Origin of the sequence: Bacillus sp. JJ1532 (assembly GCF_036965085.1) — a bacterium.
GTDB lineage: Bacteria > Bacillota > Bacilli > Bacillales > Cytobacillaceae > Cytobacillus.
The window spans coordinates 85,366-102,545 of record NZ_JBALOW010000033.1 but is presented as its reverse complement, the minus strand read 5'-3'; the positions used below and the strand labels follow the sequence as shown (position 1 = coordinate 102,545).

The 17,180-nt window shown below is 39.2% G+C and carries 19 protein-coding genes and 1 pseudogene; 13 read left to right on the top strand and 7 right to left on the bottom strand.

Annotation, left to right across the window (positions count from 1 at the left end; genetic code table 11):
• Positions 1-70 precede the first annotated feature (70 nt).
• From V7122_RS12705 to V7122_RS12690, 4 genes and pseudogenes are all read left to right on the top strand, one after another.
• Entirely contained in the window at positions 71-1,252 is a 1,182-nt protein-coding gene (locus V7122_RS12705) for an MFS transporter (protein WP_335527053.1), read from the top strand.
• 213 nt (positions 1,253-1,465) lie between these two features.
• Positions 1,466-2,081 (top strand): annotated as a pseudogene (locus tag V7122_RS12700) (LysE/ArgO family amino acid transporter).
• A 37-nt stretch (positions 2,082-2,118) separates the two neighbouring features.
• Positions 2,119-2,304, top strand: a complete 186-nt coding sequence (locus tag V7122_RS12695) for a histidine kinase (protein ID WP_335527051.1) — start codon at positions 2,119-2,121, stop codon at positions 2,302-2,304.
• A gap of 110 nt (positions 2,305-2,414) precedes the next feature.
• Complete coding sequence (locus V7122_RS12690) at positions 2,415-3,044, top strand: spermidine synthase (protein ID WP_335527050.1); 630 nt, start codon at positions 2,415-2,417, stop codon at positions 3,042-3,044.
• Between the two features lie 90 nt (positions 3,045-3,134).
• On the opposite strand, the gene V7122_RS12685 is transcribed toward V7122_RS12690, so the two are convergent.
• A complete protein-coding gene (locus V7122_RS12685; RefSeq protein ID WP_335527049.1) occupies positions 3,135-3,788 on the bottom strand; it encodes a class D sortase in 654 nt (217 codons plus the stop codon).
• Positions 3,789-3,836: 48 nt separating this feature from the next.
• Positions 3,837-4,472 carry a hypothetical protein gene (locus V7122_RS12680; protein WP_335527047.1) on the bottom strand — a complete coding sequence of 212 codons (636 nt, stop codon included), beginning with the start codon at positions 4,470-4,472 and terminating at the stop codon, positions 3,837-3,839.
• Positions 4,473-4,678: 206 nt separating this feature from the next.
• Here V7122_RS12680 and V7122_RS12675 point away from each other — a divergent pair, with 206 nt between their 5' ends.
• Complete coding sequence (locus V7122_RS12675; protein WP_335527046.1) at positions 4,679-5,890, top strand: benzoate/H(+) symporter BenE family transporter; 1,212 nt, start codon at positions 4,679-4,681, stop codon at positions 5,888-5,890.
• An 82-nt stretch (positions 5,891-5,972) separates the two neighbouring features.
• The gene (locus V7122_RS12670) at positions 5,973-6,368 is read left to right on the top strand and encodes a hypothetical protein (protein ID WP_335344993.1); all 396 of its coding nucleotides are present in this window, start codon (positions 5,973-5,975) and stop codon (positions 6,366-6,368) included.
• 61 nt (positions 6,369-6,429) lie between these two features.
• Here V7122_RS12670 and V7122_RS12665 read toward each other — a convergent pair whose 3' ends face one another.
• On the bottom strand, positions 6,430-7,176 hold the full coding sequence (locus V7122_RS12665) for an anti-sigma factor (protein ID WP_335527044.1): 747 nt from the start codon (positions 7,174-7,176) through the stop codon (positions 6,430-6,432).
• Positions 7,163-7,750 (bottom strand): RNA polymerase sigma factor, encoded by a 588-nt coding sequence (locus tag V7122_RS12660; RefSeq protein ID WP_335527042.1) that lies wholly within the window; start codon positions 7,748-7,750, stop codon positions 7,163-7,165. Before V7122_RS12660 ends, V7122_RS12665 begins: the two co-directional genes overlap by 14 nt.
• Before the next feature lie 311 nt (positions 7,751-8,061).
• On the opposite strand from V7122_RS12660, the gene V7122_RS12655 reads away from it, so the two are divergent.
• The 7 genes from V7122_RS12655 (at position 8,062) to V7122_RS12625 (ending at position 14,341) form a co-directional block, all read left to right on the top strand.
• Complete coding sequence (locus tag V7122_RS12655) at positions 8,062-8,706, top strand: LytTR family DNA-binding domain-containing protein (RefSeq protein ID WP_335527040.1); 645 nt, start codon at positions 8,062-8,064, stop codon at positions 8,704-8,706.
• Positions 8,707-9,094: 388 nt separating this feature from the next.
• Positions 9,095-10,609 (top strand): acetyl-CoA hydrolase/transferase family protein, encoded by a 1,515-nt coding sequence (locus tag V7122_RS12650; RefSeq protein ID WP_335527038.1) that lies wholly within the window; start codon positions 9,095-9,097, stop codon positions 10,607-10,609.
• Between the two features lie 132 nt (positions 10,610-10,741).
• Positions 10,742-10,960 (top strand): hypothetical protein, encoded by a 219-nt coding sequence (locus V7122_RS12645; protein WP_335347603.1) that lies wholly within the window; start codon positions 10,742-10,744, stop codon positions 10,958-10,960.
• 182 nt (positions 10,961-11,142) lie between these two features.
• On the top strand, positions 11,143-11,811 hold the full coding sequence (locus tag V7122_RS12640) for a GntR family transcriptional regulator (protein WP_335347604.1): 669 nt from the start codon (positions 11,143-11,145) through the stop codon (positions 11,809-11,811).
• 1 nt (position 11,812) lies between these two features.
• Positions 11,813-12,655, top strand: a complete 843-nt coding sequence (locus V7122_RS12635; RefSeq protein ID WP_335347605.1) for a fumarate hydratase — start codon at positions 11,813-11,815, stop codon at positions 12,653-12,655.
• Positions 12,656-12,689: 34 nt separating this feature from the next.
• Entirely contained in the window at positions 12,690-13,271 is a 582-nt protein-coding gene (locus V7122_RS12630; protein WP_335347606.1) for a FumA C-terminus/TtdB family hydratase beta subunit, read from the top strand.
• A gap of 2 nt (positions 13,272-13,273) precedes the next feature.
• A complete protein-coding gene (locus tag V7122_RS12625; protein ID WP_335527036.1) occupies positions 13,274-14,341 on the top strand; it encodes a tartrate dehydrogenase in 1,068 nt (355 codons plus the stop codon).
• Positions 14,342-14,590: 249 nt separating this feature from the next.
• Here V7122_RS12625 and V7122_RS12620 read toward each other — a convergent pair whose 3' ends face one another.
• Genes V7122_RS12620 through V7122_RS12610 form a run of 3 tightly spaced genes read right to left on the bottom strand, consistent with a single transcriptional unit; the run spans position 14,591 to position 17,137 of the window.
• Positions 14,591-15,655, bottom strand: coding sequence for a DctP family TRAP transporter solute-binding subunit (locus V7122_RS12620; RefSeq protein WP_335527034.1), 1,065 nt, complete (start codon positions 15,653-15,655; stop codon positions 14,591-14,593).
• Positions 15,585-16,556, bottom strand: coding sequence for an NAD(P)-dependent oxidoreductase (locus V7122_RS12615; protein WP_335527033.1), 972 nt, complete (start codon positions 16,554-16,556; stop codon positions 15,585-15,587). Before V7122_RS12615 ends, V7122_RS12620 begins: the two co-directional genes overlap by 71 nt.
• Positions 16,553-17,137, bottom strand: a complete 585-nt coding sequence (locus V7122_RS12610; RefSeq protein WP_335527030.1) for an amino acid synthesis family protein — start codon at positions 17,135-17,137, stop codon at positions 16,553-16,555. The genes V7122_RS12615 and V7122_RS12610 overlap by 4 nt, the downstream gene beginning before the upstream one ends.
• Between the last annotated feature and the right edge of the window lie 43 nt (positions 17,138-17,180).

Here is a 17,180-nt window from a genome sequence, read left to right as displayed (position 1 = left end):
TGGGATTACCACTTGTTTTAAGGCGAATAAATCGTTAACATGAGTAAGGTACTTTAGGAGGTCTTACTTGATGAATAAACGTGTGTATTTATTGGCCATTGTCTCATTTGTAGTTGGGATGGTGGAGTTAATTATAGGTGGTTTACTTGATTTAGTAGCAAATGATTTAGATGTAAGTCTAGGGCAGGCAGGTTTTCTTATGACGGCCTTTTCGCTTTCATTTGCGATTGCCGCGCCTATTTTGTTAACTGTAACCCAGAGAGTGGACCGTAAGCAGCTTACCTTGATATCTCTAGCAGTATTTTTGCTTGGGAATGTGATTGCTGTATTCAGCCCCAATTATAGTATTTTACTAGTGGGGCGTATCATATCAGCAGCAAGCGGCTCATTGCTTATCGCTTTATGCTTAACGATAGTCCCAGCCATTGTCGATGAAAAATACCGTACTCGTGCTATTTCGGTTGTATTTATGGGAGTGAGCGGCTCTCTTGTATTAGGCATTCCAATTGGATTAATGCTAGGAAATTCATTTGGCTGGCGCGCGCCTTTTGTCCTGATATCAATCCTTACCCTCGTTTCGATGGCAGGTGTGTATTTCTTTTTAGGAAAAATCCCACCTAAGCCAGCTGTTCCTATTGGGGTTCAGCTTAAGACTTTGAAGAATCGAAGAATTTTACTTGCGCAATTAACGTCCATTATTTTTCTGGCAGGACATTTAACGTTTTACGGTTACTTGACTCCTTTTCTAAAAATGAAAATGGGTATGGATGGTCAGTGGGTTAGTATTGTATATTTAGTTTTTGGTATTGCAGCGGTAGTGGGAGGTGGAATCGGAGGCTTGCTTGCTGATCGTTTTGGCACTAAGACTACCATTCTATCAGTTACGGCACTTTTTGCGCTATCGATGTTTATGATTCCATTTACAACATTTTCACTGCCGATTTTTCTAATGATCCTAGGTGTGTATAGTTTGCTTAGCTGGGCGATCACACCTCCTATGCAAAGTTATTTAATTGAAATTTCTGCTGGTGCTTCGGATATTCAGCAAACCTTAAATAATTCTGCTGTCCATATTGGAATTGCTTTAGGTTCATTAATAGGGGGACTAGTGATCGAGCAGACATCGTCTGTAGATCTAAATCCAATAGCTGGTGGAATATTCGTTTTATTTGCTTTTGGGACTGCTTTCTTCTCAATGGGCAAGGGCAGCCGGAAACCTTATTTACAGAAGGAAGCAATGAAAATAGATTAACAAAACAGCCGGGAAATGTATTCTTCCGGCTGTTTTTAATAAGGAAGAAAGCCTGAGGATGCTAAAAAATTACAGCCAAAATTCCAATTTATGATATACTACATGTTAATGAATTTGGTACAGTGCTAGTTTAATTGATTAAAAAACTTATTCTTTCCTAACCTCCGAATTCTAATTTTGATTGAATACATAAGAAAAATTTGGGAGGGCATTATGACAGAGGCATTTCTTCACGGAGCCATTCTTGCTTTTGGACTCATCCTGCCATTAAGGTGTGCAAAATGTATTTGTTTTTAACCAAGGGGCGACACAAAAGCGATTTGTAAGAGCATTGCCAGCAGTTATTACTGCAGGAATTTGTGATACGATCTTAATTCTTTTGGCTGTAATGGGTGTATCGATAATTGTGTTTAGCTTTGTATGGATCAAAAACGTAATCTTTATTGTCGGCTTCTTTTTTTTAGCCTATATGGGCTGGTCCATTTGGAAAAGCGAACCTGAGGTAAAGAGTGACAAACAGGAGGTTTCCTTTTCAACAAAGCGTCAGATCACGTTTGCGGCATCGGTTTCTTTGCTGAATCCGCATGCTATTATGGATACAATAGGCGTTATTGGCACAAGTTCTTTAGCCTATGAAGACTTAGAAAAATGGGCGTTTTCTTTAGCATGTATCGGTATTTCGTGGATATGGTTCTTCAGTTTAGCACTCGTTGGGAGGAAAGTAGGAGAGTTCGATACGAGCGGGCGCTTTTTAAAGAAGATGAACCAAATATCTGCTATAATCATATGGGGAATGGCGCTATACATTGGCGCTCAAATTCTAATTTAGTTTCTTGGCTTGCCTTATGTAGGAGGATGTAAAGATAATGAGACATTTAGCCTTGGTCATTCCAATTATGCTTATAGTTGGTGCTGCAGCCATGTGGATGCTTCATAAAGATTATTCGATTCTTGATTATCAAACAAGAGTGATTATTTCTACGGGTGCTGCCCTTTTTTCAGGATTAATATCGTTCTTTTTATTTAAAACAGGGAAAGCGAATAATGAATAAGCATGTCATACCGATGGGACCTCACTACACCTTTGTAAGAGTGAGGTCTTCTTTTGTCGGGAACCAAAATATGCTATTTGGAACTGTGAACAAAATCCCCAGTCTCGCGGATGATCTTGTGTCTGTACACTTTTTGTGGCTTTAAAACATCCAATTTAGTTGATTTGGATGAAAAAGTTTTGGATGTTGCACGAAATGTACCGGAAATGACAGCTATGGATGACAGAGCTTTTTTTGATAAAAGGGTACATGTTTACCCACAAGATGCAGTTGAATTTGTGGAGAAAAATAGAAGTCAATACAACCTTATCATAATAGACTTTCCTGACCCTACAGTTCCATTATTGGCTAATCTATATACGTTAGAGCTATATCAACAGCTTTATGATTTATTAGCTGTGGACGGAAAAATAGTTTGTCAGTCAAACTCAATTGATGAAACGCCAATTGTCTTTTGGAGTATTGGCCGGACAATGGAAGCCGCAGGTTTTTATACGGAACCTTACCATACTGTTATTCCTTCCTTTGGTGATTGGGGCTTTCATGTAGGTGCCAAAAAACCATTCTCTACAAAAATTGAAAAAATTACTGTTCCACATCGAACATTCCCTAAACAGATTAATCATATGTTTTCCCTTCCAAATGGATCCCTTCGTGCTAAAGAAAGAGCTGTTGTAAATAGGAAGGAGCATTTAGTATTGCATGAAATTTTTAATAGGGAAATAGTAGATTATACGTAGGATAAACGCCTCCTTAGCATATTAAAAAAGGCAGCACCTTATATATGAGGGAAGCTGCCTTTTTTAATTATAGAAATTTAATAAGTTTTTTTACTTTATTTCGCTTTTTATGAGAGCTGCTTCAACAAATAAGCGCCTGTCTGTTAAATATAAGGCATCTAAAGGATAGCAAGTTTCAAGTGCTATGGATGGGTAAGCCATATCGGGCAGTATATCCTCTACATGTAAAATCCGCTGCCTGGTCACTGAAAAGGTAAACACACCTTGTTCTGTTGTCACGGTAAATTCCATTCCCTCTGAAAGCATATCTAGATGACGGAAGGAAGATGAATTGTGAGCTGCGATGATACTCGTACCAATTTGCCCAGGAAAAACGCTATCTGGCAGATGCCCGGGTGCTTTGGCTAACTCTCTCTTTCCAGTTCCTTCTAAAATCGCTTCATTAATTCCGAGACTTGGAATGGTGAGCATTCCGATGATTTCGCCTGTTTTCGGTTTTGCGGTTAGTTCTGGAGCTGGTTTAGGGTAAAGTCCGGTTTGATAGGTTTGAAGAATTGGTTCAGTTTGGCTCATCTTTGCGGTTGGTTTCTTTCCCGCATGAAGGCCTGCAGTAATTTCTTGTGATGGACTTGCTGAAGAGCCTTCTGGAATGAACTGGGATTGGGCTTCTTCCTGCAAGGCTTGGGACATGGCTTTAGAATAGCCTAATTGAACAAAAGGGAAAAGGAGGACAAATATGCCCAAAACCAGTAATCCTCCAGATACCTTTTTAAGTGTTTTTGGATTCATTGGTTAATTCATACGGCGACGTGCGAACAATGGCAGTACTATCCCTGCAAGAAGGAGAGCAGAGCCTCCAATTGCCCATGGTGTCATATTCATGCCTGTAACTGGCGAAGTAGCGTTCTTTACTGGTATTGCAGCAGAAGTTACCGCCCACCCAACTGGTGCACCTTTAATTGGGTGAGACAGGGTAGTCCCTTCAATTGTTGCTGGCACTTTATTTAAAGAAAACGTTCCGTCAACTAAAGTATCATAATATTTGCTGTCTGCATTTACTTTATCATTTGTGTAGCTAAACATAACAGCTTTCTCAAACTTGCCAATAATCTCATTCGTTGAAAGATCCGTTACCTTAAACGCGAAATTCATTAAAACAGTTTCATCCTCAGGTGCATTCTTTTGGAAATCAGCTATTGGGCCTTCTAATACTTGGAAATTTACAGGGTTTAAGAATGTGCCCTCAGGGATATCAATTTTAACATTTCCATATGTAATGGAATCAGCTTTGCTAGGATCAATTTCTTTCTCAGCAACGACATTTGGAAAACCAAGCGTTTGGAAATCAGGTACTGCGGCAACTACAGAAGTAGCCAGCAGCGAAAGGGACATTAAAATCATTACTACCGTTAAAGTTAATCGTTTCATGCTTACACTCTCCTAATTAAATATTTTTTTGCTACACTTAAGTAAACGATAGGTTTTACAAAACGGTTTGATATTTATATAAATATTTTTTAAAATAGGAATCTTCTAATAATGGTTAGGTGAAAAGGAATTGAATTATTTGACAGTTCATTCCTTCTGCCCTAATGATAGGTAGTAATAATGAAGATTGTTTGGGAGTGGATCAAGTGGGATTGCCAAAGATAAGCGAAAGTGGGTTTGTTCCAAAGGGGAAATTTAGACAGCGCATGCTTCTGCAGGATGTAAAAGGAGAAAACGTCTCAACGGGATTGATATCTAGTACATTGGTTATGACAGGTCCAGCTATTATCATCTTACAGGCAGCTGCAGCCGGAGGATTTACGGATCAACAGACCATTAGCTGGATGTTTGCTGTCTATTTTTTCGGCGGATTGTTAGGATTGATGATGGCATTGCGATACAGGATCCCGATTACTGGGGGTCACTCCATTACGGGTGTTGCCTTTCTAGCCACGGTCACAGCGCAATTTACCTATCCACAGTTAATAGGCAGTTATGTGCTATCGGGGTTACTTATACTTTTGATCGGAATATCGGGCCTCTTTACAAAGATTATTAAATGGGTGCCGAAAGAGGTTATTGCTGCGATGCTTGGAGGGCTAGTTACCGGTTATGTAGTGCAATTGGTTCCTGCTGTTAAGGCAATGCCCTTAGTTGGAGGATCCGCAGTCGTCAGTTTCTTTCTTTGTTCAAGATATTTGAAGCGGGTACCGCCAGTGTTGGCTGCTGTCGTTGTAGCTTTTATTGCGCTGTTATTTACTCAGAAGCTGGAGCCTGCAAAGGAAATTGCCTTTTTCTTGCCCACCTTGCAGATGCCAGAGTTTACTTGGTTTGGGATACTGACAGTAGCGCTTCCTCTCGCTATGCTAATTTTGAGTAATGATGCGGCACCGGGAGTAGGTGCCCTAGAAAGCTCCGATTATAAGCCGCCCATTCGAAAAATCATTTCCATAAGCGGATTATTTTCCATTATCGCCAGTTTTTTCGGAGGACAAAGCGCCAATATTGCGGGAATGATGACAGCTATATGTTCGGGGCCTGATTCAGGTCCCCGCTCGAAAAGGTATATGGCTTCTGTCGTATCGGGAATTGTCATTATCCTTTTCGGGATTTTCGCTTGGAAAATTGTCCCGTTCATTCAATCATTGCCACAAGCCTTTGTTTCATTACTAGCTGGATTTGCTCTTATAGGTGTTTTGCATTCCAGCATTCAAATGGGTTTTTCGGAAAACCGCTATCGATTAAGCGCCATGGCTGCCTTTATTGTAACGCTATCAGGCATATCCTTTCTGCATATTAGTGCACCAGTATGGGGGCTTGTCTTCGGGGCTGTGCTGGCAAGGACGATAGAAAAGTAAGCGGACAAGTAATGAAAAATGGGAATATTCTTTCGCATTTCACAATAAGATGAAATAGTATATGTGGAATGAGGGGATAAGGTTGGGTAATCAGAACACTTTCATTACGAGAGAAATGGTGGCTAATTACAATGAATTAAACCGCAGGAAGAAAGAAATTGAAATGCAATTAGATGAATTAAAAAAGGCTTTTAATCAATACTTTGACATGGCTTTTGGAATAAATGCAAAAGGTGAACTAACGATAGATGACTATAAATTGCAAAGACAAATAAGGATAACAGAGAAATACGAGCAGGAAGCGACAGTTCATCGATTAGAAGAATTAAATCTAATGGACCTTATCCAGAAGAAACCAGATGAAGCAAAAATTAAGTCAGCCTTAAATTTAGGATTTTTAAAGGATGAAGATTTAGAGGGCTGTATAATCAAGAATACAAGTCAAGCCCTTTATGTTAAATACGCGGATTCAAAATAGAGTAGGGGTTTTTGAACGAGCCTCATGGTAAGTAACACCTTGCCATGGGGCTCGAATTACTTTATAGGGTTCCCATCACTTTTTTACCCTTAGGCTGAGTATTGCCAGCATTTGGTTCTAAGGTAATCCCGATTGCATCAAAAGCGTGATCCTTCGGCAACTGGTAAGTGAGCAAGCCATTCCCGCTTTGGTCGGGTTTCAACGTCCCTGCATTTTGGCGGTTCCCATTTTTTAATAGCCATACTTGATAAACCTCATCGTTATTTGTCATCGGCATATTGTTTAATTCGATAATAAGATGACTTGTGTCATGACCATCCTGTAAAAGGTAGGCAATCCCATTTGCTGAAGCCGCTAAATCCTGCCCTTTTAAATCAATCGTTTTTACAATTTGCGAAGGAGAAAAGGCTTTGTTTTCTAATGCTGTAATGGAATCTTTCAATTGAAGGTTATGCCAAATCAATCCTGTTAAGCCTATTGCTAAAACTGCCATTATACCTGCAGATAATGGTGAGAAGTGCTTAGCTAAAATTCCTTTTAATTGTTCAAAAAAACTTTGCTTTTTATTAATTTGTGCTGGTATATTATTTTCATCAAAAATAAAATTCATAACCTCATCTTTTAAGGAATTTGGAACCTCAGTTTCTTCAATATCATAAGAGAGCATTTGCCATGTTTCCTGAAGGGAATTGACTTCATTCCGACATTCGGCACATGTTTTAAGGTGAATTTCAAACTGTTTCTTTTCATGTTTTGACAGCTGATCAATTATAAATAGAGACAGGTTTTCACATTTATTTGTTTCCATGCCGAACCCCCTCCGTTTCTTCTTTAAAATATTTCCGCAATTTTTTCAAGGTTTGGTGCAGTCTGCTTTTTATCGTACCAAGCGGCTTTTGTTCCAGTTCTGCAATTTCACTTAATGAGTAGCCTTCCCAGTATAATAAATTAATTAGGCGCTGCTGTGGTTCTGAGAGCTGCTGCTTTGCTTCTTGAATTTGATGCTTTAATAGACTTTTTGAAACCTGCTCCGGTACACCCACTGTATGCTGATCTTCGATTTGTCCCCATTCGTTTGATTCTAGCTGAATCGATGCTGAATGCTTTTGTTCCTTCCGAATGAGATCAATTGCAATGTTTCTAGTAATGGTAAGAATCCAATTTGGAAACTTTCCTTTTGAAGAGCTATAGGTTTGTTTTGTGGTCCAAAGTCTGAGAAAAACTTGCTGAACAATCTCCTTTGTTTTCTCTGTATCTCCCTTTGACATTTTAAAGGAGAAGCTGTAGACAAGCTTTACGTAGCGATCATACAGTTCTTCAAGTGCAGGGCGATGATTTTGAACAATTAATTCTATAAGTTCTTCATCCGTTTTCAATTTCACTGCAAGTTGTCTCTCCCTTATAAAAAGCGTTTTATTAAGTATAAGGCATATACATGGGAGTGGGAATTAAAAAATAGGGGAGTACATGAGCCTGATATGTTGAGAGGATTTTGAAGTGAACGCAAAAATTCTTTAAGAATGAATCTTTTTTAAGGAAACGAAAGATTGTATGAAGCGGTTCGCAGAAATTTTCAACGTTGTATAATATTAATTAAAACAGGAGCACTCATAAGCATCAGAATTCAGATAGAATCTTCTTTTAAAACATTGTAATATTAAACTAGTTCTATTTTTTGGAAGGAATGCAGGAAATGAAGAGTATTTCAGTAAGCTCACTATTAGATGTAATTGGTGAACTGTTTTCAGATGAAATTTCAATTGCGGTTTCTAACACAAAAGAATATATTTATTACCGGCCGAGTAAACGTGTAGATTTAAAAATCAAGCCGGGAGACCCTTTAAAGGATGGGACAATCGCCTATAAGGCCATTGCCACAGGGAATAAAGCTTCAGAATTTATCAATCGGGATGTATTTGGAGTTCCATACCATGGAATGGCCGTTCCATTTCATCATGACGGAGTTCTAGAGGGCTGTGTCACTGCTATTTATCCTGCTTTAACTGATGGGAAAGCGGTTGTGACTGTAAGGAGCCATGACGGCTGGAAACCGACCCCCTTTTCAAAAGTAGTTTATATTGAAGCAAAGGATAAGAAAACGTTCGTCCATACAGAAGAGTATTCGGGTACACATAAATATGCCCTTCAGGAATTTGAATATTTATTGCCTAAAGATTATTTTATCCGTTGTCACCGGTCTTATATTGTCAATGTCAATCATATTAAGGAAATTTATCCCGATACATATTCAACATTTATTCTAGCCATGAATAATGGAGACCACCTAACAGTCAGTCAGTCGTATTCTAGCTATTTTCGAAAATTATTAGGATTTTAAATGCTGCACTGACATTTCGAGGGAAGTAGTCGTTCACAAAGTCCAAGCAGCGGTGCTGGGAGGACATTTCAAAGGAAGAAGTCGTTTAAAAAGTCCAAGCAGTGGTGCTGGACGGACATTTCAAAGGAAGAAGTCGTTCAAAAAGTCCAAGCAGTGGTGCTGGACGGACATATCAAGGGAAGAAGTCGTTCAAAAAGTCCAAGCAGTGGTGCTGGACGGACATATCAAGGGAAGAAATCGTTCAAAAAGTCAAAGCAGATCAGAGATATTCTGCTTTGTACGAAAAATTTTCTGTTCTGTCCTAATTTTCTGCTATTTAATCCAAAAACTCCTTTCTCCTGTTTTTAATAGGTAAAATAATTATATATAGTGGGAGAGGGTTGGGAGAATGAATAAGGGGTATGAACGTATAAAAAACACTAGTTTACAAGATCGTGTTGTCACACCTGAGGAAGCGGCATCATGGATTCAAGGTGGCATGACTCTTGGTTTAAGCGGCTTTACACGTGCGGGAGACGTGAAAGCGGTACCATTTGCTTTAATAGAAAGAGCCAAAACTGAAAACTTCAAAGTCAATGTATATACAGGGGCTTCTTTAGGTTCTGATGTTGATAAATTGTTTGCAGAGGCTGGGATCATTAATAAGCGTTTGCCTTTCCAAGCTGATCCAACGATGAGAAGAGGAATTAATCAGGGGGACTTCTTATTCGTTGACCAGCATTTATCACACACTGCAGAGTTAATTCGCGCAAATGTAATGGATCCTATTGATTTCGCTATTTTGGAAGCGGTTTCGATTACAGAGGATGGACAAATTATACCAACTACATCAATCGGAAATTCATTAACGTTTGCTCAGCATGCCAAATCCATTATTATTGAAATCAATCTTGCCCAAACACCGGAATTGGAAGGCTTGCATGATTTATTTGCACCTGGAAGGCAAGGGGAAAGAGAGCCTATTCCACTAACGAAGGCGGATGACCGTATTGGGTCGACAGGCATAAAAGTAGATATCGAGAAGATAAAAGGCATTGTCTTTACAAATCAGGATGATTCTCCTTCAACAATAGTCCCGCCAGATGAGGAAACAAAAGTGATGGCCGGGCATTTACTGGAATTTCTCCGTAAAGAAATAGCAGCCGGGAGATTAACAGAAAAGCTTGCTCCATTGCAATCTGGAATAGGCTCCGTTGCCAATGCGGTTCTTCATGGAATGCTAGATTCAGAGTTTGAGGACTTGGAAGTGTATTCGGAAGTATTGCAGGACGCCGTTTTTGATTTAATGGATGCAGGAAAGGTCCGTTTTGCCTCCTGCTGTTCCATCACATTATCTGAATCAAAAATGAAGCAAGTTTTCTCAAACTTTGATCAGTATCGCGACCGAATTTTGATGAGACCACAAGAAATATCGAATCATCCAGAAATTATCCGCAGACTCGGATTGATTTCAATAAATTCAGCTTTGGAATTAGATATTTACGGAAATGTAAACTCCACACATGTACTTGGAACTAAAATGATGAACGGAATTGGAGGTTCTGGTGACTTTGCTAGAAATGCTCGTCTAGCGATTTTTGTGACAAAGTCCATTGCGAAAGATGGTAAAATCTCTAGTATCGTTCCGTTCGCATCCCATGTTGACCATACAGAGCATGATGTTGACGTGATTGTAACAGAGCAAGGCTATGCGGACCTCCGCGGGCTAGCTCCTAGACAGCGTGTCGAATTAATTATTGAAAACTGCACTCATCCGATGTATCGCGAGCAGCTTCGAGAATATTATCATGAAGCCTTAACAAGAGGCGGCCACACACCTCATGTATTAGAAAAAGCACTTTCTTGGCATTCGGATTTTGCGAAGAATGGAACGATGCTGAAGGCTTTAGTAGAATGTAAATAGATGTGAACTCTAGGTAGATTTTTACCTAGAGTTTTTTTATAGTTTTTGGTCTAATTCTAGCAGCCATCCAATATTTTATATAGAGGTTACAAAGTGTGTAACAAATACTATATGAAAATAGGTGATCCAAAAATGTTTGCTGTTCATTTTTTTGAAAACAAAAATAAGTTACTGTGCCAGCTGCTTAAACGTGTTCCAACAGAAGGTGAGGAACTACACATTAAAGGCCGTAAAGGAAAAATTGTCAGTGTTAAAAATGTAGATGAAAAAAATATAAATGTACAAATAATCTTAGAAACGGTTAAAAAGAATAAACCTGTAGTAGATAATTCGAAAAAGAAGAAAAGGTAGTTAGGCTAGTAGGTACTAAATCCTTAATTGGAAATAGTACCTATTTTTTCATTTGTAATAATGGAAGCAAATGCTATTTAGCATTAAATAATTATTGAAATTTCTGATAATAAATAATATTATGAATATAGCGGCGTCGACAGCCGACACAAGACAGACTAAATAGTAAGGAGACACTTATTGTGGATCAAAATTCACTAGAAAGGGCTCTTCCATTTTATGAGCAGATTCAGCAAACCATTAAAAAGGGGATTTGGGAAGGAATTTACAAGCCGGGTGATAGAATGTACGAATCACAATTAGCGAAACAATTCGCAATAAGCAGAAGTCCAGTTCGCGAAGCTATACGGGCATTAATTAATGAAGGATTACTCATAATGGATGACAAATCACAAATAATCGTTTATAAGCCTTCGTTACAAGATGTCCAAGATATTTATGATTGCCGGCTCGCCCTTGAATCAAAAGCCGTAGCTCTAGCAGCAGTGAGGGCATCTGAAGCACAAATAAATGAGCTAGAAAGCATTTTGTTAGAAACTGAAGAGGCCATTAATAGAAAGGAGAAAGAGGAGATTGTAGCATGCAACTCTGGATTTCATGAGCTAATCATTCATATTAGCGGGAATTTACGATTAAAAAAGCTAGTCAATGAGCTTCATTCCTTAACACACTATTATAGGTTACTAAATCTTGAAGGGGCTAACCGAGCTGAAACAATTTTAAATGGACACAGGCAAATTTTCGAAGCAATTAAAGAAAGAAATTCAGAAAAGGCAGCAAAAAGATTAATAGAACATACAAAAGAAGATCTTGAAAACTTAGTTCAGCTTATTAAAGAAAAGGAGAGATAAGATGAGAATTGTAGATGCGGAAGTGCTGACAGAAAGTGTAGCAAAGCTTTGCTGGGAAGCATGCTACTATTTGCCCGAGGATGTATTGGCAGGATTCAGACAGGCTGAAAAAACCGAAGCTTCTCCAATAGGGAAATCTATTCTGCAACAGCTGCTAGAAAACGCAGAAGAGGCAAAAACGAATCATATGCCGTATTGCCATGATACAGGCATGGCCGTTGTGTTCGTGGAGATGGGACAGGACGTGCATATAACTGGAGGAAATTATCTTGATGCTATACAGGAAGGTGTGCGTACAGGCTATAGAGAAGGCTATCTGCGAAAATCAGTAGTTGGAGACCCATTATTACGTGTAAATACAGGAGACAATACCCCCGCCGTTGTACATACAGAAATTGTTCCAGGGGATCAAATTAAGATTACAGTCCTGCCAAAAGGCGGAGGCAGTGAAAATATGAGTGCTATGAAATTTTTATTGCCTGGTGAAGGTGCCGAGGGAGTTAAGAATTTTGTTATACAGACCATTAAAGAGGCTGGGGGAAAAGCGTGTCCGCCCGTTGTGGTCGGAGTAGGAATTGGCGGAAGCTTTGATAAAGTAACGTCACTTGCGAAACATGCTGTTCTCAGAGAGGTGGGTGTTCATAATCCAGAACCTCATATCGCAAAGCTTGAAGCAGAATTGCTAGAGGCAATTAATAACACCGGAATCGGCCCTCAAGGCCTTGGCGGTACAAGCACAGCTCTATGGGTGCCGATTGAAACATATGCATGCCATATTACAGCACTGCCTGTTGCTGTAAATATTCAATGTCATGCTGCGCGGAAAAAATCTGTGGTCATTTAATCGTATTTTTCAAGATATTGGAGGGATGGAAGAAATGACGGAGTACCGACTGAAAACACCCATCAGTAAGGCAGATGTTGAAAACCTAAAAATAGGAGATACGGTTCTGCTATCAGGAACGATTTATATGGCTAGAGATGCAGCTCATAAAAGGATGGTTGAGCTGCTCGAAAAAGACGAACCATTGCCAGTAGATTTAAAAGGTGAAGTTATTTTTTATGCAGGCCCTTGTCCGCCTAAGCCCGGCCAAGTGATAGGACCCGTTGCACCGACTACAGCATTCAGAATGGATCCTTACGCACCGGCTATGTATGAATACGGAGTAGTTGGAACAATCGGAAAAGGCCCGAGGAGAGATATGGTAAAGGAAGCCTGTCAGCAGTATGGGGCTATTTCCTTTGCAGCCATTGGCGGCTTATCTACTATTTTGAGCAGAAGAATTAAGGCAGAAGTGGTTGTTGCCTATGAAGATCTTGGCCCTGAAGCTATTCGGAGATTGGAAGTAGAGGATTTTCCACTACTCGTAGCTTATGATTCACATGGCGGTGATTTGTATGAGCAGGAAATAGCCAAATATGAAAATTATCATCAAAAAACAAATAAGGGAGCTGTGTGAAAATGAGAAAATATGAAATAGCCGTAATACCTGGGGATGGAATTGGGAAAGAGGTAGTGCCGGTTTCATTAAAGGTTCTAGATACAGTAGCTGAGGTTCATGGAGGATTGAAATTTGAGTATCAAGAATTCCCATGGAGCTGTGATTACTATATGGAACATGGAAAAATGATGCCTGATGATGGATTGAAAACACTTGCAAACTTTGATTCTATTTTTCTAGGGGCCATTGGCAACCCTGCAATCATTGCGGACCACGTGTCTTTATGGGGCCTTCTCATTAAAATTAGAAGAGAATTCGAGCAATCCATTAATATTCGCCCAGCCAAATATTTTAAAGGGCTAAGGTCTCCGCTCGTTAATCCTAACGATTTTGATCTGATTGTCGTTAGAGAAAATAGTGAGGGAGAATATAGTGAGGTAGGGGGAAGAATTCATAAAGGGGAAGATGAACTATCCATTCAAAATGCTGTCTTTACTAGAAAAGGGACAGAACGTGCGATGAGGTATGCCTTTGAGCTAGCGAAAAAAAGAAGGGGGCATGTGACTTCTGCAACGAAATCCAATGGAATCTTTCACTCTATGCCTTTTTGGGATGAGGTTTTTAAAGATGTTAAATCGGATTATGCTGATATTAAAACAGATTCGTTCCATATTGATGCATTAGCAGCCTTTTTTGTTACGAGACCACAAATATTTGATGTGATTGTCGCAAGTAATTTATTTGGAGATATATTAACAGACATCGGCGGCGCTATTATGGGAAGCATTGGAATTGCTCCGGCTGCGAATATTAATTTAAACGGAAAGTACCCATCGATGTTTGAGCCTGTTCATGGATCAGCTCCTGATATTTATGGAAAAGGAATTTCTAATCCAATTGGCCAAATCTGGACGGCAAAAATGATGCTTGATCATTTTGGAGAAGTTGAGTTAGGGAAAAAGCTCCTTGACGTTTTAGAGGATGTTACGAATGATGGCATTAAAACACCCGATATTGGCGGGACTGCTTCAACAAACGAAGTAGGGGACGAAATATGTGAAAGACTAAAAAGGACTGTGTCTGTATAAGCTTTCAAAGGAAGATAAACAAAAGGAGATTCCAGCCATTAGGTTGGGGTCTTTTTACTTTTCGATTATATAAAAAGGCTTTGTTAAATTATCTTGGTGATGTACAAACCGCCATATGTGCACATGTTCTCGAATGTTTTCATCCCAAATAAAACCCTTTCACATGCACACATATGGCTAAAGCAGCAACAATTACTGACTTAGCTTATAAAAAAGAAAACCGCATGGTTGCGGTTTTCTCCTTAAGAATTATCTGCTCTCAGCGTCTTTGATAATATCAGCACCAATTATCTCTGCCCACTCTTTGTATACTGGTTCAAGAAACTTTTTGAATTCCGCAATCTCCTCTTCAGATAACTCATTAATTTCAATTTTTCCGTTAGCTTTCATTTTTTCTAGAGCATCTTCATTTAATTTTGCTGCAGACTCTCTAGCAATCTTTGTAGCTTCATCGATTCCTTTTTGAACAACAGCTAATGTTTCTTCGTTCAGGCTGTTCCAAAACTTCGTATTTGTTAATAATGCATAGTCAACACGAGTATGGCCCATAATTGTCATATATTTTTGTACTTCATCAAACTTCTTTGATTCAATATTACTGAATGTATTTTCTTGCCCATCAACCGTTCCCTGCTGTAAGGCTGTATAAAGCTCTGCAAATGGGATTGATGTTGAACCTGCACCTAGTTTAGCATAAAGAGCTTCGAGTAATTGACCGCCTTGTGTACGAATTTTCATTCCTTCAAGGTCTTCTGGCTTACTAATCGGATGTTTATCATTTGTCATATGTTTGGTTCCATTTGGCCAAAATGCACTACCGAGAACACCATCTTTTTCTAAACGTTTGAAAATTTCCTGTCCTTTTTCTCCATCCCAGAAAGCTTCTGCTGCTTCATCACTTTTAAATAAAAACGGCATAGCGGGAATATTAAAGCCTGGATCGTTTCCTACAAGCTTAGACATATCCGGGATAATGAATTGAGCGTTATTAGCAACTAGATTCTGATATTCGTCTTTATCCCCAAACAATGAGCTGTTTGGATACACTTGGACTTTGATCTTACCGCCAGATTCGGCTTCAATGACTTCTTTCATCTTCAATGCACCTTGGTGCTTTGGTGTGTTTTCAGCAACAACGTGTGAAATTTTAATGGTTATTTCTTGTACTCCGCTTTCTTTACTTTCTGTTCCTTCCGCTGTCCCCTTAGAATTTCCTTCTGTTTTTTGAGTGGATGAACCGCTGCTACATGCTGCTAGACCGAACGCGAATACTAGGGTCAGAGCAGCCAGTAACATTTTTCTTACTTTCTTCATTGGAAATCCCCCTTTTTAATAAATAGGATGAAACGAATCTGTTAATCTCTGTGTGGTCGGCATTTTTTTCAAGAGCTTTGCTTGCCTCGTTGAATTTTTCAAAAACAAGCTGCGGCATAGAAGTGGCTGCTTGAGCATCTATAAATATTTGCTTTGCCATTTCTACATCCTTTCTCAATAAATCGAGAGTAAAACCTGAGTTGTACTCTTCATTTAAGATGAAATTAGGAAACTTATACTCAGTAGAACCGCTTTTGCCAGTACTTTGATTGATGACATGAATTGCCTGTTCAGGTTGAACGTCAAATGCTTCCAATAATTGAACAGCTTCACAAGACGCAAGAAGATGAGTAGCGGATAGGTAATTATTAATGGCTTTCATTAAATGTCCGCTACCTACAGGACCTATATGGAAAAGATTGCTCCCTAATGCACCTAACAAACGCTTACATCTTTCGAAATGTTCAGAAGTTCCTCCTGCCATTACGGTTAAGGATCCATCGATCGCTTTTTTTACTCCACCGCTAACTGGAGCATCGATAAAGCAAATATGATGGGAATCTAATCTTTCACAATTTTTCCTTGTTTCGGTAGGGTACGAGCTGCTCATATCAATTATCATAAGAGATTCTTGTTGAATATTTTTTTCAGAAGAATAGGCGTCAAGTATTTCCTGCAAAACTTTGTTAACGATCGTAGAGGAGGGGAGCATGAGGAGAATAAACTGGACATCGTGAACCCAGTCCTCTATTTTTCCGATGTTTCCACCGAAGGATTGAAATTCAGACATGGCAGTTTGGTCAACATCTAATCCAAAAACGTAATAGCCTTTTTTTAATAGATTTTTAGCCATAGGTAATCCCATTTTGCCTAGCCCTATAAAACCTATGCTTTCACTCATGAAGGAAAAACTCCCTCAAGCTCTTTATGTAAAGAGCCAATCCGTGGATGTGCCCGGCCGCTAGTTGTTACTACTGCAGCAATAACAATTTCATCATTTCTTGGCGCATCCGGGATACGAATCTCAAAGGTCATATGATGGCTCCTAATTTTTGCATCCATCTTATGCTTAATAGCTAAATCGAGAGTGGAACCTGCATTCCCTCTTTTTTCAGCAGAAGGAAGAAGTGTTTCCGCGTTTCCACATAGTGTGCGAAATGGATTTCCGAAAGTGAGCGTATGAATGATAGCTGAGCCATGCTCAATTTCTCCATCCAAACCAATAAGAGCTCCTTTTCCGTATGCTTCAACCTCTTCACCAGTAATTCCTAACGACTCCATTGCTTTTTTTGGTAATATTTCTCCCAACTTTTCGGAATACGTTTTAATTAAAGGAAGAAGATCTTCAACATACCTACCTGCATATGGATTTTTGATAACTGCTAAAGCAGCTGCAATACGGACTGGATTCTGTGCCTTTTTGAAGCCTTCGATAAATGTTTCTTCTTGGATGGTGACAATCTTTCTAATTTCTAATTCCACAAGCCAACCTCCTTATAAAAAATTGGATACAATGTAAAACTTG